Below are 19,851 nucleotides of genomic sequence, written 5' to 3'. Positions count from 1 at the left end.
TGCAGCAGTGGATGTGCGAACACGTCCTGGGGATCGAGCCCGTGAGCGAGGACGAGAAGCCCAAGCCGCGCCGTAGCCAGGCCGGCAAATGGGCCATGAAATACGCCGCCGCCCACCAGTTCTACGAGCGCGAGGGACACCTGCGAGTACCCAGGAAGCACGTCGAGACCGTCATCGACGACGGCAGGAACGGCGCAGGCCAGGGGCCACGGGAGATCAAGCTCGGAGCGTGGATCAGCAACCAACGCAGCAGAGCCGCCACACTGTCCCCCGAGCGCGTGGAACAGCTCTCTGCCATCGGCATGCGATGGACATAGCTGGCGACAGTTCGGGGTGCGGCATCTGCGTGGAACTGGTCACCGAGCACGTGCACGCCGTCATGGCGGGCACTCTCGCCCAGATCGGGCGGATCGCGGCAGCAGTCACTGCATGACGGCGCAGCAGCGGATCGGCGTCATCGCCTGGTCACCTGGTGGGCCGACTGCCGGTGCTTTCGCCGGGGAGGGCGATGTCAGGGTCGACCCCAACTCGCTCTCGGGGTGGGTCTCGGGGGCGGTTCAGGGGTGATCCCGATAGCCGTCGGAGCGGCGGCGGGACGAATATTGATCATGTAGATAACGGGTGCTCAGCCGAAGTAATTTAACGGGGAATTCAGATGAAAACGCTCGCCCATCGTGTCGCCGCCGTCGGTCTGGTCGGTGCCGCCCTTGCCGGTCTTGGTGCCGGTTTTGGCCCGCAGGCCTTCGCCGCGGGTGGCACGCGCGCCAGCTCCGCACCCGCCTTCCCCTCACTGGATCCGGCCGCGCTGCAGGCTGCCATCCAGACCCGGCCCACCGATGACGCCGCTGGCGCGATCGCCCGGGTCGAAGAGCCGGGCCAGTTGTGGAAGGGCTCCACGATCGACAGTCAGACCGGCCGGAAGATCTCGCCGAACGCGCACTTCCACATCGGCAGCATCTCCAAGGTCTTCGAAACCACTGTGATCCTGCAGCTTGCCGCCGAAGGCCGGATCGATCTCGACCAGACCGTGCAGCACTACATGCCCGGCCTGTTCCCGGACACCTTCCAGCCGATCACCGTCCGTGAGCTGGTCAACTACACCAGCGGGCTGCCGGACGTGGACGAAGGCAAGCCCGCCGCGAGCGTCGATGAGACGATCGCCGACCGCTACCGCTACCGCACCTTCGACGAGATCATCAACACCACCCTGCGCCCCAACGACCGCCGTCCTTGGCCCGGCCCGCACTTCACGCCCGGCACCAAGCAGGAGTACAACTCCCTCGGCTTCCGCATCGCCGGCAAGCTCATCGAACAGATCACCGGACACTCCTTCAGGGAAGAAGTCACCACCCGCATCCTGAAGCCCCTGCACCTGAACCAGACCTCCGTACCCGAGAACGACCCGGTGATGCCCCGCCCCTACCTGCACGGCTACATAACCGACGGCAACGGCACGGCGGTTGACGTCAGCGAACAGGGCGGAGACCCGTCCAACATGATCTCCACCCCCGCCGACCTCGACCGCTTCATCACCGCACTGTTCCAGGGCCGGCTGCTGCCCGCCGACCAGCTGAACGAGATGTTCACCGTGCCCAAGGGCAGCGACGGCAATCCCGTGCCGTTCATCGGCACCTCCTGCAACAAGCAGGCCTGTTTCGGTGCCGGGCTGATGTCCACCCCGCTGCCGGGCGGTGGCGTGCTGTGGGGCAAGACCGGTCATGACGACGGCTACGCCAACGGCATGTTCGCCACCCGCGACCTGTCCCTGCGCGGCATCTACTCGGTCTCCAATCTGAGCCTGGACTTCGGCGCCCCGACCCCGCTGGCCAACCGCCTGCTGACCGCGGTCCTGAACCCCACCGCCCCACGCGGCTGACCGTGCCCACCCGTTGCGCTCGCACTTGAAAGGCCGGCGGCATCGGGCTCTGCTGCTCGCCGCGCCCGCGCCCCGTCGGGGTGCGGGCGCGGCCTTGAGGGTCAGCGGGCGCCGACCTCGACGGGGGGGTGCTCTGGCTCGTCTGGCTTCCCACCTGGAACGTCAAAGACGTGCGGCCCGTGGTGTTCGGGTCGGCGGCCTTGACCGCCACCTACGCGGTGGACGTGGAGGACTTGCCTGGGAGCGCCAGGTTGACCTTGGAGAAGGAGAGGGTCTGACCGTCTGGGGAGAGCTGTCCGACGTAGTTCTTCAGTGCTCCGTCGGAGTCCAGCACGGTCAGCTGGTAGCCGGGGTTGCCTTCCTCCACGAATTGCAGCCCCATCCCTTGGGGCAGGCTGACAGCGCTGGTATCCGGTTTTTCCCGTGTGCTCTTCGTGCTCACCGGTGCCTCACGGGCCAGGCTGGAGAATCGGATGAGCGATCTGCAGGCGATGGTGGCTCAGCACCCGCTCGTGGCGGGCTTCGCCCGCGAAGTCCGGCTGGGAGCCGCCGTGCTGGAAGACCTGGAGCAGCACGGTCCCGCCCAGGACGTGTGGATGCCTCTGGTCGGCGGCAAGCCCGCCCGTGGACGGACCTGTGAGGTGAACGGCCGGCGGTCGCTCAGCGGGGAGGCTGCCAGCGGGTGAACACGCATTGGTGGGGGCCAGCGTGGATGCCGACGAGCGTCGGTGCCTCGTATGCCTTCTTCATGACCGCTCCTCGCGTGCGGTTTCCCGGCCGGTTCCCTGACCGATGACCCGTCGCTGTCCGGTGTGCTGCCGTCGGTCTGCCCAGGGTTCATCGGGAACCTGGGCCGGAAGTGGGCGCATCAGCCAGCTGGCTCTCACCACGTGCTGGGCGATGCGCCTCTCGGCCGGGTGAGCGGCGTGGTCGGGGGCGGGGGCAGTCATGGTGGTCTTCCCCGTCGGTATCGGTCAGTGGCCCGGCATCGGGCGCAGGCGCACGGGGACGGAGGCGTGTCCGTTGCTGATGAGGCTCGGCAGCCTCTTCAGCGCGGTTCGCTCCGTGGCGAGTTGGGCGTCGGGGAAGCGTTCGAAGAGCAGGCGCAGCACGGTCGCGACTTCGAGTCGGGCCAGCGGGGCACCGAGGCAGAAGTGAACGCCGTGTCCGAAGGCGAGGTGTTCCTTGCTGGGGCGGGTGGCGTCGAAACGGTCGGCTTCCTCGTGCCAGTCGGGGTGGCGGTTGGCGGCGGCGTAGGAGGCAAGGATCGCCTCGCCGGCCTTGATCGTCTGGCCGTCGGGGAGCGGGATGTCGGTGCGGGCGTAGCGCAGGGGAAGGTGCTTGACCGCGGGCTGGTGGCGCAGGGTCTCCTCGACGACGTCCTGCCAGGTGCAGCGGCCTTCCCGGATGTGGGCGAGCTGCTGGGGATCGGTCAGCAGGGTGGTGATGGCCTGGTCGATCACGTTGACGGTGGTCTCGTATCCGGCGCTGATCACCAGCAGGAGTGTGTCGCGTAGCTCGGCGTGGCTGAGGGCGGAGCCGTCTTCCTCGTCGCGGGTGGCGATCAGCAGCGAGGTCATGTCCTCATCGGGCTCCGTGCGCTTGGTCTCGATCAGGACGTCCAGCAGGCTGTAGAGGGCGGCGGTGTTCGCGGCCTGTTCCTCGACGGAGAGATGGGTGGCGAACACGTTGTCCACCACGGTGCGGAATCGGGCGCGCTGGTCGGCGGGGACCCCCATGAGCTTGCCGATGACAGCAATCGGGAGCGGGTAGGCGAGGTGCTCGCGCAGGTCGACCGTCCCGCTGGTCGGGAGGCCGTCGAGGATGCCGTCGACGAGGGCCTCGATGTCCGCCTGGAGGGCGGCGGTACGGCGGGCGGAGAGAGCGGGGGCAACCATGCGGCGCAGGCGGCTGTGATCCTTGCCGTACGCGGTGAACATGTTCTCCACCGCGACCCACAGGGCCAGCGGCCAGGTGGCGACGGTCTCTGCGAAGGCCGGCCAGTGGGCGCGGCCGTCCTTGGAGACGTCCTTGCTGGTCAGGAGCTGCTTGAGGAGGGCCGGGTCGGAGACCGACCAGGCGCGCACGCCGAGGATGTCCACCAGCGTCGCCGGGCCGCGCTCGCGCAAGGCCTGGTGTTCGGCATCCGGGTCGGCTCCGGTCGGGTCGAGGACGAGTATCTGCTGTTCGGACACGGTGAGGTCTCTTTCAGCTCGTGGGGAAGGTGACGGGCAGGGCGACCAGGCAGCGGTGGAAGGGAGCGGGGCGCCAGACGACGTCCTCCCGGTGGCCGTCGAGGTCCATCCCGGGCAGAGCGTCGACGACGTGGAGGATGGCGGCTTCGGCGATGAGATACGCAAGCGATCTGGCCGGGCAGCTGTGCGGGCCGGCTCCCCAGGTGAGGTGGGCCCGATTGCCCAGCGGCCGGTGGGATCCCAGCGTGGGGTCGTTGTTGCAGGCGGCGTGACTGATGACCACCAGCGGTCGGCCGGAAGCAGGACGCCGCCGATGCCGACCGGCCGGGTCGGGGCGGTCATCACGAAGATCGCCAACGGGGGGCGCGGTGCAGCACGCTGTCCTGGGCCTCGCGGACGGAGGCATCGCCTGCGTGCAGGTCTCCCGAGCACTCGGTGTTGGCGAGGGCTCTCGACGGCGTAGATTTCGTCGATGCTGCCTTCGGGCAGGTAGCGGCGGGAGAAGACGATCCATTGGTCGTGCATCTCGAAGGGCACGGCGGTGACCAACCGCAGGAGCCCGTTGCGGTAGGCGGTGCGGGCCTCGGTGTGCTCTGTCCACTCGGCGCCGATCCGGGGCCGCGGCCTCGGACTCGACCAGCACCTGCAGCATCCGCTCGGCCACACTCCACACGCGTTCGAGTCCGTCCGCCGAACCTAGTGACTCCAGCAGGCGGAGAAAGTCAGACCGGGACAAGGCCACCGCGCACCTCCTGCGTTGAACTTCCGGTTTACCAGGGAGAGTTGCACGGTGGCTGCCTCATGCGCAGGGAGCGGAGACCGTCACCGGATGCGCGCCCCGGGCATCCGCCCGCGCACACCCGCACGCTGATCGCCTACACCACCACGCGGGGGGATGCCATCCCGGCCCGTCCACCGGAAGTCGGCTGCGGCGTCGCTGCCGGTGACCAGTCGCACGTCGGCGGTCTGCTGCTTGTCCCGCACCGGGGAAAAGCGCACCCGAATGGCGACGTCGATGACCGCGTCGGCGTCTGTGTCGACGCCGCACTCGTGGACGGATTCGTGGTCGACGGCATCTTCGGTGATCGTCTTCGAGGCCCTGGGGGCTCGCGCCTGGGCCGACCGCGCGCGAAACACCCTGCGCTCGGTCGGCGGGCGCGAACTGCGCAAGCTGGACCTGCCTGGACGATCACGGACCCCTCAGGAGTCCGAGTCGACCTCCATGGCGTCGGCGCCCGCGCCGACCTTCGTGCCCTCGCGGTCCGTGTCGGAGTCGCTGTTCTGGTCCCAGGTGAGGTCGCCCTGCTGGGTGAAGGTGATGTAGGTGCCGCCGGCCGTCTCGACCAGTTCGTGCAAGTACTTGGCGTAGTCCTTGACGCTCTCCTCCTCGTAGTCCTCCATGCCCTTGTTGGCCGCCTTGCTCGGCCAGAGCGGGCCCGGGTAGACCTCGACGTCGCCGTCCTGGACGGGGGTGGCGTAGATCTGGGTGTAGCAGACGACGCAGGGGCGCTTGACGCCGACCGTCTTCGCAGGGTCGAAGCCCTCGAGTTTCTGCAGTCGCCGTTCGGCGTGGAGGCCGTCGTCGTCGGCGGAGACGTCCTCGGGCACCTTGACCGCCATGCTCGCGATCTCGGCGTAGTCCCCGCTCTCGGTCTCGCCCTCGGCCACGCGGTCCGACAGCTTGCCGGTGTGGCGGGCGAAGCGGTCCTGGGCCTCCGCATCGGGCTTTCCGAAGTGCTCGACCAGGGCCATGGCGAACGCCTTGCCCGTGCCGTGTTGCCCCGCGAGTTCCCGCAGCTTCGCGTTGTGCATGTTGCGGTTGGCGGAGATGTACAGGTCGGTGCCGATCGCGCTCACCTGCACCTCCTCGGCGGCCGAGGAGGTGACGCTCCCGAGGTACTCCTTGGCGAGGGTCGCGATCCAGCGCATGCTCTGGGTGGTCCGGGCGGGGGCGAAGTCCTTCGGCGGACGGGTGTTCCCCGAGCCCTTGTAGATCTTCTCCGTGGCGTTCAGGCCCCCGGTCTGGTTCTCCTGCGGCGCCTCCGTCAGGTGCAGGGTACGGTTCTGGGCACCGCCGTGCGCCGTCCAGCCCCAGGTCCGGACCAGCTCCTTGATCAGCTCGTCCTTCGCGTTGGGCGTACTGCCCTTCTTGCCCTTCCTCTTGCCGCCGGTCTTCACCTTCGGTGCCCTCGGCATCCGCTGGACGGACGCCGTACGGGCCGCCTGCCGCGCCGAGGCCCGCTGGACCGCCCCGTCCGCACCGGCATGCGTGGCCGGCCGGGGCGCGCTCATGACGCGCCGCGCGTTCGCCTCCGCCTCCCGTTCGAAGCGGTCCGACGGGTCCGACACCCACAGCCCCGAGCCGTTGTCGGTGCCGGAGACCAGCCCCTGCCGCTGCTGGATCACATGGGTCAGCTCGTGCGCCAGCGTCTCCTTGTCCCGGCCGCCTTCCCCAAGGACGACGTGACTGCCCGACGTGTACGCGCGGGCGCCGATCTCCGACGCGGAGTTCTTGGCCGAACGGTCGTCGTGGATACGGACGTCGGAGAAGTCGGCGTCGAGCCGGGACTCCATGTCCGCGCGGGTGGAACGGTCCAGCGGACGGCCCGCGCCACGCAGGACGTCGTGCACCGAGGACCGCTGCACCGGGGCCTGCGCGCTCCCGCCGTGGCCGCAACCGGCTTCGTGCCGATGTTCCTGCTCCTCCTGGGCCACGACCGCGCGCCGCATCCGCTGGACCACCGCCGCGTTGCCGATGCTTCCCTGCAGGCCTATGAGGCCCGAAGCCGGACCGGCGCCCGAAGCCTTCGGCCTGCGTGCCGGGAGCCGCTCGTCGTGGAGGTCGTCCTTCCGGCTTTTGCCGTGCGCGTGCATGAACTCTCCTGTTGGCCGGGAGTGATGTCCTGTCGTCTTGGTAGACGATCACCACCGCTCCGTACAAGGGCCGTCGGGGCAGACTCGGTTGACCGGAGAGGCAACGTTCGGCGCGATCCGGCAGGTCCCCGGAGGGTGTCACCGCTGTGTGGTGTCGTCCCGGTCGGGCTGGGGGACAGTGTCGCCGATGACGTCGGCCAGGCGCTGGAGCTGCGCGGCGAGTTCGTGGCGTTCCCGCGGGCTGAAGTGGGACAGCGCCTCCGTCCGGCGGGCCCTCAGCTCCGTCCGCATCGCCGCGAGCCGGTCCGCGCCGTCGTCGGTGGGACGGACGAGGACCTGGCGCTCGTCATGCGGGGAGCGCTGCCGCGTGACCACGCCGGCCGTTTCGAGGTGCTTGAGCATGCGGGTGGCGGTGGGAACGCTGACCTGCTGGCGGCGCCTGGACCGTTGGCAACAGGCAGGAGACTTCGGCAAGTTGCACCAGATCCTGCTCGCCGAGCTGAACGCGGCCGGCGAACTTGACTGGTCGCGGGCGTGCGTGGATGCCTCCCACATCCCAGCGAAAAGGGGGGGCCGCGACCGGTCCGTCGCCGGTCGACGGCGCAAGACAGGCAGCAAGCATCATGCGCCGGGCCGGTATCGGTGCTGGCTACGGTCCGGTCGTGCCGGTGGAGTGTCTGACTGATGAGCAGGCTGAGGCGTACGGGAAGTTCGCCGAGGAGCCGACCCGCCCCGAGCTGGAGCGGTTCTTTTTCCTGCACGACGTCGACCGCGATCTGATCGCGCTGCGACGCTCCACGCACCACCAATTGGGCTTCGCGCTCCAGATGTGCACCGTGCGCCACATCGGCAGGTTCCTCCCGGATGACCCGCTCAATGCCCCGTGGCCGGTGGTCGAGCACCTGGCCGGGCAGCTCGGGATCGCGGACCCGTCGGTGGTGAAGCGGTACACCGAGCGGCCGAAGACGGCGTACGAGCACGCGTGGGAGATCCGGGGCGCCTACGAGTACCACGAGTACGAGGATGCAAAGTGGTCGCGGCGGTTCCGCACCTTCCTGCACGGCCGGACCTGGACGCCGAGGGTCCGAAGGCGCTGTTCGACCATGCGGTGGGCTGGCTGCGCCGCAACCGGGTGCTGCTGCCGGGGGTGAGCGTGCTGGCCCGGCAGGTGTCGGAGGTGCGGAAGGTCGCGGCTGCACGCCACCGTCGCGGGAGCTGCACGCCGTGCGGATCCGGCGCTGCCCGGCGACCTGGTGGAGACGCTGAAGACGCCGGAGTTTCGCGGTTCTCGGAGCTGGAGCGGCTGCGCCGGCCGCCGACGCGGACGACGGGTACGGCGTTCGCCCGCGCGTTGGAGCGGGTGGACGAGATCAGCGCGTTCCAGCTCGGGCGGCTGAAGCTGTCGCAGATCCCGCCGAACCGGATGGCGGCGCTGGCCCGGTACGCCCTGGGGTCGAAGGCGGCGTTGCTGGAGCGGGTGTCGGAGCCGAAGCGCACGGCGATGCTCTGCACAGCCCACGGCCAGCCAACATGGCATCGGACCCACGGCAAGAACGGACCTCCCGGTGCACCCCGGATTCCTGGAGCGGGATCACGCCCGGCCGGCCAGGCCGGGATTTCCGGGACCCAGCGCCTTCCGGCTGCTGGATCGAGGCTTGAGGAGGCCGGGGTGTGCGCCGGGGCTGCCCCTTGAGGGGAAAGCTGCGGCTTCACCGCCGCGAGCGGTTTAGGGCCCCTGGCGAGTGACGCCTTCCCAGCAACCACAGCTGTCAACGGCCATTTCGTTCTCTCCGTCAGCCTCCCAACCTGTGGGGAACTGACGACACAAGCGAGCACCCGCGGGAAGTGCGAGAATCCCTGGGATCGCCCTCCTTGAGGAGGCTGCAGGACCGCACTTTCGATTCTGTGCAGCAAGCGGCCCGCACCAGGGAGCACAGGCAGGCATACGGGTACGGTGCCGGTACTGGCCTCTTGCCTGGCCCTTTCACATGTGAAGGAGGGACCCCCATGACGATGGGCGCCGCGGAACCTGCCCCAGACGCCGAGCAGGCCACGCTGCCCGGACGGGCCGCAGCCTTGGTCGAGTTACTCCGGCGCAATGCAGCCCGCACCGATCACGACCGCTGCGTTGCTGCGGAGAACATCGCGGCACTCGATGGGGCCGGCCTGTTCAGCCTCACCGTTCCCCAGCGGCTCGGGGGCCATCAGGAAAGCATCCGCACGCTGGTCGAAGTGGGTTCGGAACTCGGCCGCGGCTGCGGATCGACTGCCTGGACCACCAGCCTGATCAACATCTCGGGCTGGCTCATCGGCCTCTACCCCCAACGCACGCAGCGTGAGGTCTACGCGCAGGATCCCAGCACCCGTGCCTGCGCTGTCCTGCCACCCCGTGGGACCGGCAGGACAGCCGACACAGGCAGCATCGTCACCGGACGGTGGGGCTTTGCCTCCGGCTGCCTCCACGCCCGATGGGCGCTGCTCGGCATGACGCTCACGGGCGAGCACGGCGAGCACCTGGACCAAGCACTGGCCCTGGTCCCGATGGACCAGCTGACGATCGAGGACACCTGGCACGTTGCCGGGATGCGCGGCACCGGCAGCAACACACTCATCGCCGACGACGTCTTCGTCCCAGCCCACCGCATTCTGTCGGTGACACACGCGCTCCAGGGCACTTATCCGACCGAATTCAAGGAGGAGACCCTGTACCGCGCGGCGTTCGTCCCGACGCTCGCCCTGTCGCTCGCCGGCCCCCTGCTGGGCCTGGCCCGCGGCGCGATGGAACTGGTGCGGGCCTCCCTCGCCACGGGCCGGGGCATTTCGCATACGCACTACACACAGGCACGCGAGGCACCCTCCACCCAGATGCAGCTCGCCGAGGCGGCATCATTGATCGACACTGCCACCCTGCACCTGATGCGTGCCGCGGACGATGTCGACAGCTGGGCGTCGAGCGGCCAGTGCATGCCCCTGGTCAACCGGACCCGGGCGCGCATGGACATCGGCACAGTCGCCCGCTGCTCACGAGACGCAGTGGATTTGCTGCTGAGCGTCCAGGGGGCCCGGAGTTTCGCCGACGGCAGTCCGCTGCAGCGCATCTGGCGGGATCTGGAGACCGGCACGCGCCATGCCATGGTCAACCCCGCCATCGCGACCGAGATGTACGGCCGGGCCCTGCTCGGTATCGAGGACCAGATCACCCCACTGATCTGAACGGGCAGCCCTCGAGGACGCCCCGGCGCACCCCAGCTGCTACCCAGGACAGGAGGGCGGGGCAGCAGGAAACGGCGGCCCGCAAGCCACACAGGGCGACGCGGCGTCAGCAGATGGCCGCCTGAGCGCGGGTCTGTACGCCCCGCGCGTGCGGTCCGGTGAGCTCCCCCGATCAGCAACGGCTCCTCGTCGGCATCGCTCTCCGCCATCGCCATGCGTTGGCGGCAGCCGCGGGGACGGACGACGTGGCTGGGCAGAACGCCGTCCTGCGCGGTCACGCTGTGGTTCGGGATGTTCCTGGCGGGGACCAGGGATCCTCTTCCCTGCCGGGTTCGTCTTCCGCGTCCCCGCCATCAGCCCAGCTCCCTCGCCCGTCGCACACGGCCACCGGCTGGGCGCCGGCCCCGCCCGGCCGCAGAGGGCATCCGGCCCCCGGACCCGATGATCTCCTCCTCCACGGACATTCCTTTCACGTTCATGAGGAGAGAAGAGGGTTGTGACGAGGCGGCGGGCGGCCGTATCTGCGTGGTGAGCTGCAGGTTTTCCGTCCTGCTCGGTGCCGGGCACCAAAGTGGCATCCCAAGTGGGTGCCACAGGAGGCTGGGGCGGCTTGCCCGGTGCTGGTCGGGTCCGTGGTCGGGGCGGGCATGCCGGGCGCCTGCCGGTGGTCGGTGCGTGGTCATCACGGTGGCTCCTTCGCTCCGGGCCGCCCTTGAGTGAGCGGTGATCGAGGGAGCAGCGTGCACAAGACCCCCTTGCCGCGCTCTGACGGCGGCCGGTAGCGAGCGTGGTCAAGGGAAAACGCGACCCTGGTCGGGGTGGTGCCGGACCTGGACAAGGGGTCATGGTCGCACTCGTGGTCGGACCGACCAGGCTGGATAAGGGGGCCAGGTTTGGCCCTAGCAGCCCCATTCATCCCGTCCATGCGCGGGAGAGAGTTCTCCGTCCTCTGTCCACAGGTCGGCGGGCGGACCCTGCTGGGACGTCGCCGTGATCGGCACGGCAACCGTACGTCAGGAGCTACCCATGTCCCCCATCGTTCCCTCGCTGCCCCCGCACCTGGTCCAGCTCCGCTTCGACTACATCCTGACGGTGGAGAGCGGCGACGACGTCCAGGCCGCGCGGCTCGCGCCCGAGGTGGAGCAGCTGCTCGGCCGCAGCGGGTGAAGGGCGGGCGTGAGCTGGAGCCCTGTTCGATGGGCCAGGACTCCCCCACCCTTCGGGCCGTGGCTGGCCGAGTTCGGGCTCGCCCCTCCAGCCCTGCCAGAGGAGCCTGCACACGCCCGCGGTCGACGCCGGCGCGCCCCGCCGCCGTGCCCGACGTTGAAGGAAGCGACACCACGCACTCGTGTCAGCGGCCCCTGGTTTTGTGCACCGGCGGGGGGTCAGGGGCCGCACGAAGGCGAAAGCCGCTGGGCCGAAATGCTGAAGATCGCTCGAGCGACATCAGCCGGCCGCATGGCCAGGCACGATCGGGTGGACGTCACCCTGGCAGATCCGAAGACGGCAGACATTGTCCGCACGGACACCCGCGGCGTCAGCATGACGCGGCCGACACCCCGTTTCGGATCGAACCACTTCACAACTCCCACAGGCACGTCGTCACCCCACACAGAGGCCAATGATGATCGCAGAGCCTCCACCCGCGCACGACCAGCCCCCAAGGGCGCATCGCCGGGCGCGCGAGGCATGAAGGCAGCGCCCGCTCCAGCCGGCGCCACCGCGGCGTCGGGCAGCAGGTCGGACGAGTACCGCGTCTCGACGTCGCCGAGGACGATGCCGCAGTGGCGGCCCTTGCGGGTCGCGTACACGTCGACGCCGACCACCCGCGGAGCCGGAGGCTCCGGACCGGGAAGCGCATCGATCAGCTCCGGTGCCGCGATTCCCGCGCGTCACACCAGCGCCCCACTGCGCTATGCGGATAGTTTTTTGATGACCCATCAGTTGAATCGGCGCCGAGGCGGAGAGACAAGATGCTCAGGGGATTCAAGAACTTCCTGATGCGGGGCGACATCGTCGTCGTGGCAGTTGGGCTGATCGTCGCGCTGGCATTCAGCACCCTCATCAAGTCGTTCACGGACAATGTGATCAACCCGATCATCGCGCGGGCGCAAGGAGGCCGGACCTTCGGGCTCGGCTGGCAGCTCGGACGGCCCGGGAACAAGGCGACCTTCCTCGACATCGGGTCGTTCATCTCCGCGGTCATCTACTTCATCATCTTCATGGCCGTCGTCTACTTCCTGATCGTCGTGCCGTACAAGAAGTTCCAGGCCCGGCGCGGTGTCGCCGCTTTCAAAGAACCTGGTCCAGTGAAGACGTGCCCCGCCTGCCTCTGCGAGGACCTCCCCGCCGCGGCCCGCAAGTGCCGACACTGCGGGACGGAGCAGCCTACGGCGGGCACGACACAGCACCCGTAACAAGCAGGTCCCGGCGCCCGTGGGCGCTGACCGCCTGACCTATCGCCACTCGTCCCCTGAAGGAGGGCGGGCTGCAACAGACGCCAAGGATGTCGCTGTAATCGCCGACCAGCTCCGCGTCCACCACACCCGCACCCCCTTACGCGCCGACGACGAAACCGTCACCGACCTCAAGACACTCACAGGCCGGCGCATGGACCTGGTCGCCTACCGCACCCGCACAGTCAACCGTCTCCGAGCCCAGCTCACCGGCGTTTTCCCCGGCCTGGAAAGGGCATTGGAGCTGACCAACACCGGCCCGCTCACCTTGCTGAGCGGCTACCAGACGCCCACCGCCATCCGCCGGATCGGCAGCAAACGACTGGAGACTTGCGAGGTCACCCCATCAACCGGAGTCTCGTTGCTCTCGTATCGGCCTCGAACAGGCCATCACACCTTCGTGACCTGCGCATCCTTGTCCCCATCAGGACTTTGAATCACCTGCGGCCCCCGCGGCAGCCGGCTTCGGAGCCGCCTGCTCCGGCGGTTGGCCGGGATTCGGTGAGAGAGGCTCGGGGGGAATGGGCGGTGACCATCAAACGTTAGCGATCTCCATGAGTAACGCGTTGTCACGCATGCACGCATATGCTTTTAAGGCGAACGGCGGGCCCGAAGTCTTCGAGCGCATCGACCTTCCGATCCCAGAACCCGGACCCGGCCAGGTCCTGATCGAAGTCGCCTTCGCCGGCGTCAACTTCGCCGAAGTCCAGCACCGGCGCGGCGAGTTCGGTGCCCCGGACGGGCCGGGTGGCTACGACGTCCCGGGGCTGGAGGCATCCGGACGGATCGCGGCCATCGGTGCGGGCGTGACGGGCCTGGCAGTGGGTGACGAGGTCGCCGCGTACCTGCCGTCCTTCGGCGGGTACGCGCAGTTCGCCGTCACAGCAGCTGACTTCGTCCGGCCAGTCGGCGCGCTTCCTCTGCAAGTGGCGGCCGGCGTCCCGTGCGTCTATCCGACCGCCTATGGCCTGTTGACCAACGTCGGGCGGTTGCGCGCAGGGGAGACAGTGCTGATTCATTCGGCATCCGGCGGGGTCGGGAGGGCGGCCGCCGTCATCGCTCGGGCGCTGGGGGCAAAGCAGGTCCTCGGCACTGTCGGTTCACCGGCCAAAAAGCCAAGAGGCTACGACGCGGTCTTCATCCGCGAGGACTTCGCACGGGGCGTGCAGGCCGTGACTGCTGGACGCGGCGTCGATCTCGTCCTCGACCCGATCGGCGGGCCGGTCCGCAAGACAAGCCTGAGCCTGCTGGCTCCTTTCGGGCGCGTTGTCATGTACGGCGACCAGGGCTTGCATGGCGACTGGAGCGAGGACCTGTGGGCTTTGTGGAAGAACACGCAGACTCTCGCCGGGTTCAACATCGGAGATGTCGCGCGGCGGTCGCCAGAGACAATCGGCCGACACCTTGACACCGCGCTGGCCGCTTTGGCCTCCGGTGAGCTGTTCTACGAGCCGCCGACCGTGGTTCCGATCGCCGAGATCGCAGACGTCCATCGGAGCTTCGAGGCAGGGATCCATTCCGGTAAGACGGTTCTGCGCATCAGCTGAGAATCCCGGCGCTGCGCGTCCCAGACAAGCGGTGACGTCCGGCGACCGGACATCGAACCACCAGTATCCTCGTCCTATGTTGATCCATTCCGTTCCCCAGCAGCACGGTGCCCTGACGCGGCGCGCGCCGGCCCTTCCGGCCGGATGCCGGGCACTGTCACTGCTGGCTGCGGAAGTACTCGACGCGCCGGTACGGGAAATAGAGGTAGCCTCGGCCAACGGCGACCGCGACGGTCGCATCGCACATCACGCTGCCTTGACCACCAATTTCAAGGCACAACGAACCGCCCTGTCCGAAGCGGCCGGTCCTGTCCTGACCATCGGCGGGGACTGCAGTGTGGAACTGGCGCCGCTGGAAGCCGCTCGCAGACGCCACGGAGCACGCCTGACGGCCCTGTGGTTCAACGCGCACGCCGACCTCAACACGCCGGAAACCTCGCCCTCGGGGGCATTCCACGGCATGGTGCTGAGAGCCGCATTCGGCGATGGCGACCAGGCCCTGGTGGCGGACCCGCCCTTGGCGAAGTGGCAAGTCGCTCTGTTCGGCGTACGCAACCTGGACGCCGCCGAACAAGAGCTGTTGCCCATCATCCGGCACACCTCCCTGGACGGCCCCCGCGAGCTATACCTGCACATCGATCTCGACGTCCTGGACCCTGCCGAGTTCAGCGGCCTGAACTGCCCGGAGCCAGGCGGGCTCACCATCGAGGAACTAGCAGCCGCCATCAGGAGCCTGACTGCCGATGCTTCAGGGCTGCGCCGGCCGATCGTCGGTGCCGGAATCACCGAATGCGTCACCGCCGACCCGGCGGAACTCCGCAAACTGACTCCCGTCCTGGAAGCCGTCGGCACACTTCTCGACCAGGAGAGGCAATAGCCGGACACGACCGCTGCCACGGTGAGCAACCCCGCCCGGCGAACGGACATACCCCGCCGGCGGTGTAGGTCAGAGCGTCGCCGAGTCGCGCCGCCCGGATTGTTCGCACGGCGTCCTGACGAACGCGAGACGGCGGCGCCCTGGTCCCCGTAACACGTCGAACTCGGCCACGGTGCGCAGCTGGACGGCGTCCCAGTCGTATACTCGCTGTCCCTTCGCGCCTGGGCGGCAGGAACGGCGCTTCCACGCCTGCTGAGGGGGCCTGGTCAAAGACGTGGTCGATGCGTGGGCCGGCCAGGGAGAACTGGGACTTGGGCACCGCGAGTACGTAGCCGACGCCCGCTCTGAGAATGGCGACTCTCTGCCAGCCGTCTATCGAGGCCGTCAGGCTGATCCGTCCGCCCAGTTGAGAGGGCGCCGGACCGGTGCGGTCGCGTAGCCAGCCGTCGGGGGTTCAGCGCTGGAAGCGTGAGGTGCGCCGGGATACCTACTTGGGCTTGCTCAACGCCGTGCGCGCCGCCCGTGGGGCCTTGGCAGCCGCTCTGGACGAATTTGAGATAAGCCGTGAGGACGGGCATCCGCACATGGCGGAGGCATGGAGGCTGCAGCCATCGGTCGAGGTGGCGCGTTCGGCGGTCCTCCTGGAAGGGCCCGCCGAGATGGCAGCGTTGGCGGCTGATCTCGCAGAGGCACTCTTCGGACTGTTCGGGTCGGCGTATTCGTGGCGTCAGGGAAGTTCCTTCGACGACCCGGATCTCACCGCTGCCAACCGACAGGCCCGCGAGAGGCTGGTATCCGCAGAGCAGGCGTTCATCGCCGCTGCACAACGGCATTTGGATATCGGCAGCAGTTCACGCCTGCCGTGATGTTCATGGCTGGGTGAGGACCCGGACCCGCAGGAGCTCAAACGAGGCCCGGCCATACATAGCTCTTTTGAGAGTTTTCAACCGGTTTACGTGTCCCTCGACGACCCCGGAGCTCCAGGGCAGGGTCAAGCCGGCGGTCACCGCGTCGAGGTCCTGGCGGAGGAAGCCGGCGAAGCCCGCCATGGGCTTCGGGGCGTCCTGCTCGGCGTGCCGGATCCACTCCAGCAGCAGGTATCCGCGCTGGTGACGGACCAGGTCGGCGAACGCCCGGGCGAGATCGCAGGCTCGGGCGATGTCGGGGCAGGCGAGTCGGACTTGAAGGAGGGGCTCGTCCTGGCTGTCGGTGAGCGTCTCCCGGGGCCGCATGATCCACGAGGTGATCTTGCGGGGGCTGGGGATGTCGACTCGGACCGGTTCGGCGGTGCCTGCGCGGAGGGCGGCGAGGTGTTTGCGGACGACTTGGCGGCTGCCGCGGTAGCCGCGGGCCTGGATCTCCAGGAACAGGCGTGTGCCGCTGACTTGGCCGTGAGCTTCGGTGAACCGGGCTTTGAGGTATGCCTTGAAGGGTTCCAGGACGCCGTTTGGGCGGCGTTCGCGGGCGGAGGCCAGTAGCTCGTCGAGGGCGGTGTCTCGGAAGCGGCGCACGGTCTTGCGGTCGAGGTTCAGATGGCGGGCGATGGCGCTGATCGTCCAGCGATTCTCCAGCAGGCGGTGGATGTCCTCGTAGCGGTGGCGGGTGCGTTCGATGATCTGGGTGCGGGGCAGTTCCGCGGGCCGTAACAGCATCGGGGGCGGCTCCGGCACCTCAGTCACTGGCTCTTCCTCGGCACGTTTGCGCAGGCAGTCGAGGTGCTGGTGACAGGTCTTCTCCACCGCGGCGGACAGGTTCTGCAGCAGGTGCCAGCGATCAGCGACTTCGAGGGCATTGGGGGCGGCTTCCTTGACTGCCTTGGTGTAGGCGGTGGCCTGGTCGCAGCAGATGATCTCGGCTCCGGGATGCTCGGTGAGCCAGGCCGCGAACGTCTCGGAGGTGCGGTCGGGCAGTACGTCCACGACCCGGCCGACCTCGACGTCGACCAGCACGGTGCCGTAGGTGCAGCCCTTGCGGAAGGCGAACTCGTCCACCCCCAGCACCCGCGGGGCACGGTCCGGCACCTCCGGTGCCGTCAGCAGTCTGAGCAGCCGGGTCCGGCCCGCGGTCAGCCGCAGTCGGCGGCACAGCCGTGCGGCTGGACGTCCGCCGAGCTCGATCGCGATCGACCGGAGCCAGCCCGTCAGCCCGGTGCTGGAGCGGCGGTAGCGCGTGGACAGACCCGGCACCTGCTCGACGAACGTCGTGCGGGAACAGCTCTTCCGGTCGCGGAAGTACCGATGCACCCGCAGCCGGACTATGACCCGGCGTGAGCCCAACGGCCGCTCGTCCAGGGTGCGTTGATATGTGCTGTGTACGCGGCGGGCCTGCTTGCGGCAGTTCGGGCACCGGGCTGGGCGGGCCGTCGACACTGCCTCCACCACCAGGATGCCGGAGGAGTCGCTCACCCCCTCCACCCGCACATCGATCCCGGGAAACAGCACATCCTCAACCGTCTTGCTCGCCACGGCAGGAAGTACGCTGCCGAAACGATCCCGCGTTCCTGCCGCTGACCTGGGGATTCACGGAACTGCGGCCAGAGCCAATTCAAAACAGTACCCTCGTCCGGCTTGCCAAGGAGAGCCAATTCGTCTTCTCTCAGGCGCAGGCTTCCGGCGGCGATGTTCTCCGCGAGGTGCGCGGGGTTCGTGGTCCCGGGAATGGCCAGCACGTGCGGACCGCGGTGGAGGGTCCAGGCGAGCCGCACCTGGGCCGGCGTGGCGTTGTGGGAAGCGTGTCTTCTATCAGTCAGCCCTCACCAGCATTCGCAGCTGTCCGGAGTCGCGGAGGTTCTACGAACGCAAGCGCGCCGAGGGCAAGCGCCACACCCAGGCCGTCCTGGCCCTCGCTCGCCGCAGGGTCAACGTTCTGTGGGCTCTGCTTCGCGACAACCGCTGCTACTCAGCCCTGCCTCCACTCGCAGCTGCTGCTTGACATCTGCATTGGGAATCTCCCCACCCGCCAGGGCGAGGTAGCAGCCGTTCAACGAGCTTCTGGCCGTGAACGCGGGCGCTGCGCCGGATGGCGGTCGGCGAGGGGCTCACCACTGGGTGATGAGCGGCGTGTCCGGTTCGTGCTGCCTCCAGTCTTCGGTGAGTCGGACGAGGCGGGCGGGGGCTGCGATGCCGCGCACCGTTGCGATCTTGCCTCCTGCGATGTCGAACGTCACGGCGCCGATGACCTGGTCGCCGATCACGAAGAGGATGGCGGGGGCGCCGTTGACGAGCGCGTAGTGGACGGCAGGCGTGCCGCCGGCGAGTCGCCGTTTCGCGGGGGTGGGTTTGAAGCCGGCCCCGGCGACGGCGGCGATGCGCTGTGCGGTGTCGAACTGCAGCAGCTTCTCGGTCAGGCCGGCGCCGTCGGAGATCGCGGTGGCGTCGTCGGTGAGCAGCGCGACCAGCCGTTCGGTGCGGCCCGAGGAGGCGGCCGCGAGGAACTCCTCGACGATCCTGCGGGCGGATGCCGGATCGACTTCCTCTTCGCCGCCGCGGCGCGCACCGGTGATGCGGCGTCGGGCCCGGTGGAGGTGCTGCTGGCTTGCGGACTCGGTGAGGTCGAGGATCTCGCCGATCTCGGCGTGACTGTGGGAGAACGCTTCGCGCAGGACGTAGACAGCCCGCTCGACGGGTGACAGGCGTTCCATGAGCGTCAGTACGGCGAGGGAGACCGATTCACGCTGCTCGAAGGTGTCGGCCGGGCCGAGCATCGGGTCGCCGTCGAGGAGCGGTTCGGGCAGCCAGGCACCCGCGGTGCGTTCGCGGCGGGCCTGCGCCGAGCGGAGCCGGTCCAGGCAGAGGTTGGTGACGACCTTGGTCAGCCAGGCTTCCGGCACCTTGATCCGCTGCCGGTCGGCGGCTTGCCAGTGCAGGAACGCGTCCTGCACGGCGTCCTCGGCATCGACGGCGGAGCCCAGCAGCCGGTACGCCAGCGAGGCCAGCCGGTTCCGGCTGGCCTCGAACCGGCTGGTGCCGAAGCGATCGGTCGTGGTGTTGTCCACTCGGATCACCCTAGGCGGCTACGCGAGGCGCCTTGCCGGCGGACGCGTGCGGCGCAGCGGCCAGGCGGTGCTTGCGCTTGGGCAGGCCGAAGGTCGGGTGCGAGGTGGTCCACAGCGACATCTTGAGGATGGCCGCCTTGATCCGCGCGGCCTTCCAGCCGCCCACGTACTTTGGCTTTGCCTGCCCTTCGCCGTCGACCATCTGCAGGATCCCGTCCCGCCGCCCGAGGCTGATGTGGTTGCCCAGGTACTCCAGCTTGGCGTTCGGGATCTTGCGGCCGGTCAGGCGTCCCACGATCGCGGCCGTGGCCTGCATGCCGGTGTAGCCGGCCGAAGCACAGGACATCGGCAGCGGGCGGCCGTTGTCGCCGACGGCGTAGGCGCTGTCGCCGGCGGCGTAGACGTTCGGGTGCGAGAGGGACCGCATGGTGCGATCGACGACGATCCGACCGTTCTCGGCGATCTCCAGCCCGCCAGCGGCGGCGATGGGGCTGACCGCGAACCCCGCCGTCCACACGGTTGCGTCGGACGCCAGGGCGGTGCCGTCGGCACACAGCACCCGCGCCGCCTCGACGGCTTCGACCTCGGTGTGCTCCAGGACGGTGATGCCCAGCCGATCGCAAGCCTGACGCAGGTGGCTGCGGGCTCCGACGGAGAGGGAGGCGCCCAGCTCGCCCCGGGCAACCAACGCCACCGACAGGCCGGGCCGCGTTTCGGCGATCTCAGCTTGGCGTTTATCCTCGGCGGGCTTGGTGTTCCTTGATTGACTCGGCGCGTTTGAGCGTCTTGCCGACGTCGTGGTGCCTGGCCCGGTGTTTG

Annotated in this window: 19 protein-coding genes and 4 pseudogenes; 13 read left to right on the top strand and 10 right to left on the bottom strand. The window is 68.8% G+C overall.

Annotation, left to right across the window (positions count from 1 at the left end; translation table 11 throughout):
• The 3 genes from ACFYZB_RS45745 to ACFYZB_RS45735 form a co-directional block, all read left to right on the top strand.
• The coding region (locus ACFYZB_RS45745; RefSeq protein ID WP_388767911.1) for a helicase associated domain-containing protein at nucleotides 1-317 on the top strand (317 nt) is incomplete at its 5' end.
• Nucleotides 308-433 (top strand): hypothetical protein, encoded by a 126-nt coding sequence (locus tag ACFYZB_RS45740; protein WP_388767909.1) that lies wholly within the window; start codon nucleotides 308-310, stop codon nucleotides 431-433. The genes ACFYZB_RS45745 and ACFYZB_RS45740, both read left to right, overlap by 10 nt.
• A gap of 222 nt (nucleotides 434-655) precedes the next feature.
• A complete protein-coding gene (locus ACFYZB_RS45735; RefSeq protein WP_388767907.1) occupies nucleotides 656-1,876 on the top strand; it encodes a serine hydrolase domain-containing protein in 1,221 nt (406 codons plus the stop codon).
• 211 nt (nucleotides 1,877-2,087) lie between these two features.
• Here ACFYZB_RS45735 and ACFYZB_RS45730 read toward each other — a convergent pair whose 3' ends face one another.
• Nucleotides 2,088-2,258, bottom strand: coding sequence for a hypothetical protein (locus ACFYZB_RS45730; protein ID WP_388767905.1), 171 nt, complete (start codon nucleotides 2,256-2,258; stop codon nucleotides 2,088-2,090).
• 20 nt (nucleotides 2,259-2,278) lie between these two features.
• Here ACFYZB_RS45730 and ACFYZB_RS45725 point away from each other — a divergent pair.
• A pseudogene (locus ACFYZB_RS45725) lies at nucleotides 2,279-2,516 on the top strand (hypothetical protein); the annotation flags it as partial.
• A 334-nt stretch (nucleotides 2,517-2,850) separates the two neighbouring features.
• On the opposite strand, the gene ACFYZB_RS45720 reads toward ACFYZB_RS45725, so the two are convergent.
• The 5 genes from ACFYZB_RS45720 to ACFYZB_RS45700 form a co-directional block, all read right to left on the bottom strand.
• Complete coding sequence (locus tag ACFYZB_RS45720; RefSeq protein ID WP_388767903.1) at nucleotides 2,851-4,071, bottom strand: cytochrome P450; 1,221 nt, start codon at nucleotides 4,069-4,071, stop codon at nucleotides 2,851-2,853.
• A gap of 13 nt (nucleotides 4,072-4,084) precedes the next feature.
• Nucleotides 4,085-4,354, bottom strand: a complete 270-nt coding sequence (locus ACFYZB_RS45715; RefSeq protein WP_388767901.1) for a hypothetical protein — start codon at nucleotides 4,352-4,354, stop codon at nucleotides 4,085-4,087.
• Nucleotides 4,355-4,893: 539 nt separating this feature from the next.
• Nucleotides 4,894-5,241 (bottom strand): hypothetical protein, encoded by a 348-nt coding sequence (locus tag ACFYZB_RS45710; protein ID WP_388767900.1) that lies wholly within the window; start codon nucleotides 5,239-5,241, stop codon nucleotides 4,894-4,896.
• Nucleotides 5,242-5,271: 30 nt separating this feature from the next.
• Nucleotides 5,272-6,945 (bottom strand): DUF4157 domain-containing protein, encoded by a 1,674-nt coding sequence (locus ACFYZB_RS45705; protein ID WP_388767898.1) that lies wholly within the window; start codon nucleotides 6,943-6,945, stop codon nucleotides 5,272-5,274.
• Nucleotides 6,946-7,083: 138 nt separating this feature from the next.
• On the bottom strand, nucleotides 7,084-7,347 hold the full coding sequence (locus ACFYZB_RS45700) for a MarR family winged helix-turn-helix transcriptional regulator (protein ID WP_388767896.1): 264 nt from the start codon (nucleotides 7,345-7,347) through the stop codon (nucleotides 7,084-7,086).
• 260 nt (nucleotides 7,348-7,607) lie between these two features.
• Between ACFYZB_RS45700 and ACFYZB_RS45695 the strand changes: the two are divergent.
• The 8 genes and pseudogenes from ACFYZB_RS45695 to ACFYZB_RS45660 form a co-directional block, all read left to right on the top strand.
• Nucleotides 7,608-8,452: pseudogene (locus ACFYZB_RS45695) on the top strand (DUF4158 domain-containing protein); the annotation flags it as partial.
• Nucleotides 8,453-8,952: 500 nt separating this feature from the next.
• Nucleotides 8,953-10,158, top strand: a complete 1,206-nt coding sequence (locus tag ACFYZB_RS45690; protein ID WP_388767893.1) for an acyl-CoA dehydrogenase family protein — start codon at nucleotides 8,953-8,955, stop codon at nucleotides 10,156-10,158.
• A gap of 1,026 nt (nucleotides 10,159-11,184) precedes the next feature.
• Nucleotides 11,185-11,325 carry a hypothetical protein gene (locus ACFYZB_RS45685; protein WP_388767891.1) on the top strand — a complete coding sequence of 47 codons (141 nt, stop codon included), beginning with the start codon at nucleotides 11,185-11,187 and terminating at the stop codon, nucleotides 11,323-11,325.
• Between the two features lie 806 nt (nucleotides 11,326-12,131).
• Nucleotides 12,132-12,575: an MscL family protein gene (locus tag ACFYZB_RS45680; protein ID WP_388767889.1), complete on the top strand. Its 444-nt coding sequence runs from the start codon at nucleotides 12,132-12,134 to the stop codon at nucleotides 12,573-12,575.
• A gap of 19 nt (nucleotides 12,576-12,594) precedes the next feature.
• Nucleotides 12,595-13,050, top strand: a complete 456-nt coding sequence (locus ACFYZB_RS45675) for a transposase (protein ID WP_388767887.1) — start codon at nucleotides 12,595-12,597, stop codon at nucleotides 13,048-13,050.
• Between the two features lie 118 nt (nucleotides 13,051-13,168).
• Nucleotides 13,169-14,161 (top strand): zinc-binding alcohol dehydrogenase family protein, encoded by a 993-nt coding sequence (locus ACFYZB_RS45670; protein WP_388767885.1) that lies wholly within the window; start codon nucleotides 13,169-13,171, stop codon nucleotides 14,159-14,161.
• 76 nt (nucleotides 14,162-14,237) lie between these two features.
• Nucleotides 14,238-15,038 carry an arginase family protein gene (locus tag ACFYZB_RS45665; protein ID WP_388767882.1) on the top strand — a complete coding sequence of 267 codons (801 nt, stop codon included), beginning with the start codon at nucleotides 14,238-14,240 and terminating at the stop codon, nucleotides 15,036-15,038.
• Nucleotides 15,039-15,535: 497 nt separating this feature from the next.
• The gene (locus ACFYZB_RS45660; RefSeq protein ID WP_388767880.1) at nucleotides 15,536-15,904 is read left to right on the top strand and encodes a hypothetical protein; all 369 of its coding nucleotides are present in this window, start codon (nucleotides 15,536-15,538) and stop codon (nucleotides 15,902-15,904) included.
• Nucleotides 15,905-15,907: 3 nt separating this feature from the next.
• Here ACFYZB_RS45660 and ACFYZB_RS45655 read toward each other — a convergent pair whose 3' ends face one another.
• Both ACFYZB_RS45655 and ACFYZB_RS45650 read right to left on the bottom strand, forming a co-directional pair.
• Nucleotides 15,908-17,503: an ISL3 family transposase gene (locus ACFYZB_RS45655; RefSeq protein ID WP_388767878.1), complete on the bottom strand. Its 1,596-nt coding sequence runs from the start codon at nucleotides 17,501-17,503 to the stop codon at nucleotides 15,908-15,910.
• Between the two features lie 98 nt (nucleotides 17,504-17,601).
• Nucleotides 17,602-17,766: pseudogene (locus tag ACFYZB_RS45650) on the bottom strand (aldo/keto reductase); the annotation flags it as partial.
• Between ACFYZB_RS45650 and ACFYZB_RS45645 the strand changes: the two are divergent.
• Nucleotides 17,766-17,969, top strand: a pseudogene (locus ACFYZB_RS45645) (IS110 family transposase); the annotation flags it as partial. The pseudogenes ACFYZB_RS45650 and ACFYZB_RS45645 overlap by 1 nt on opposite strands.
• A gap of 106 nt (nucleotides 17,970-18,075) precedes the next feature.
• On the opposite strand, the gene ACFYZB_RS45640 reads toward ACFYZB_RS45645, so the two are convergent.
• Nucleotides 18,076-19,032, bottom strand: coding sequence for a sigma-70 family RNA polymerase sigma factor (locus ACFYZB_RS45640; RefSeq protein ID WP_388767875.1), 957 nt, complete (start codon nucleotides 19,030-19,032; stop codon nucleotides 18,076-18,078).
• 10 nt (nucleotides 19,033-19,042) lie between these two features.
• Nucleotides 19,043-19,851, bottom strand: an 809-nt coding sequence (locus ACFYZB_RS45635; RefSeq protein WP_388767873.1) for an FAD-dependent oxidoreductase, incomplete at its 5' end; no start/stop codon positions are given.

The organism is Streptomyces sp. NPDC001852, assembly GCF_042891825.1.
In the GTDB taxonomy this organism is placed as follows: domain Bacteria; phylum Actinomycetota; class Actinomycetes; order Streptomycetales; family Streptomycetaceae; genus Streptomyces.
Note: the sequence above shows the minus strand (reverse complement) of the source record. Positions and strands in the feature narration are given on the sequence as shown.

What these genes read in the sequence shown, in the direction of transcription:
- ACFYZB_RS45690 (WP_388767893.1), top strand. Translation starts at nt 8,953, where the DNA reads ATGACGATGGGCGCCGCGGAACCTGCCCCAGACGCCGAGCAGGCCACG.
- ACFYZB_RS45705 (WP_388767898.1), bottom strand. Translation starts at nt 6,945, where the DNA reads ATGCACGCGCACGGCAAAAGCCGGAAGGACGACCTCCACGACGAGCGG.
- ACFYZB_RS45740 (WP_388767909.1), top strand. Translation starts at nt 308, where the DNA reads ATGGACATAGCTGGCGACAGTTCGGGGTGCGGCATCTGCGTGGAACTG.
- ACFYZB_RS45680 (WP_388767889.1), top strand. Translation starts at nt 12,132, where the DNA reads ATGCTCAGGGGATTCAAGAACTTCCTGATGCGGGGCGACATCGTCGTC.
- ACFYZB_RS45665 (WP_388767882.1), top strand. Translation starts at nt 14,238, where the DNA reads ATGTTGATCCATTCCGTTCCCCAGCAGCACGGTGCCCTGACGCGGCGC.
- ACFYZB_RS45730 (WP_388767905.1), bottom strand. Translation starts at nt 2,258, where the DNA reads ATGGGGCTGCAATTCGTGGAGGAAGGCAACCCCGGCTACCAGCTGACC.
- ACFYZB_RS45735 (WP_388767907.1), top strand. Translation starts at nt 656, where the DNA reads ATGAAAACGCTCGCCCATCGTGTCGCCGCCGTCGGTCTGGTCGGTGCC.
- ACFYZB_RS45685 (WP_388767891.1), top strand. Translation starts at nt 11,185, where the DNA reads ATGTCCCCCATCGTTCCCTCGCTGCCCCCGCACCTGGTCCAGCTCCGC.
- ACFYZB_RS45670 (WP_388767885.1), top strand. Translation starts at nt 13,169, where the DNA reads ATGAGTAACGCGTTGTCACGCATGCACGCATATGCTTTTAAGGCGAAC.
- ACFYZB_RS45700 (WP_388767896.1), bottom strand. Translation starts at nt 7,347, where the DNA reads ATGCTCAAGCACCTCGAAACGGCCGGCGTGGTCACGCGGCAGCGCTCC.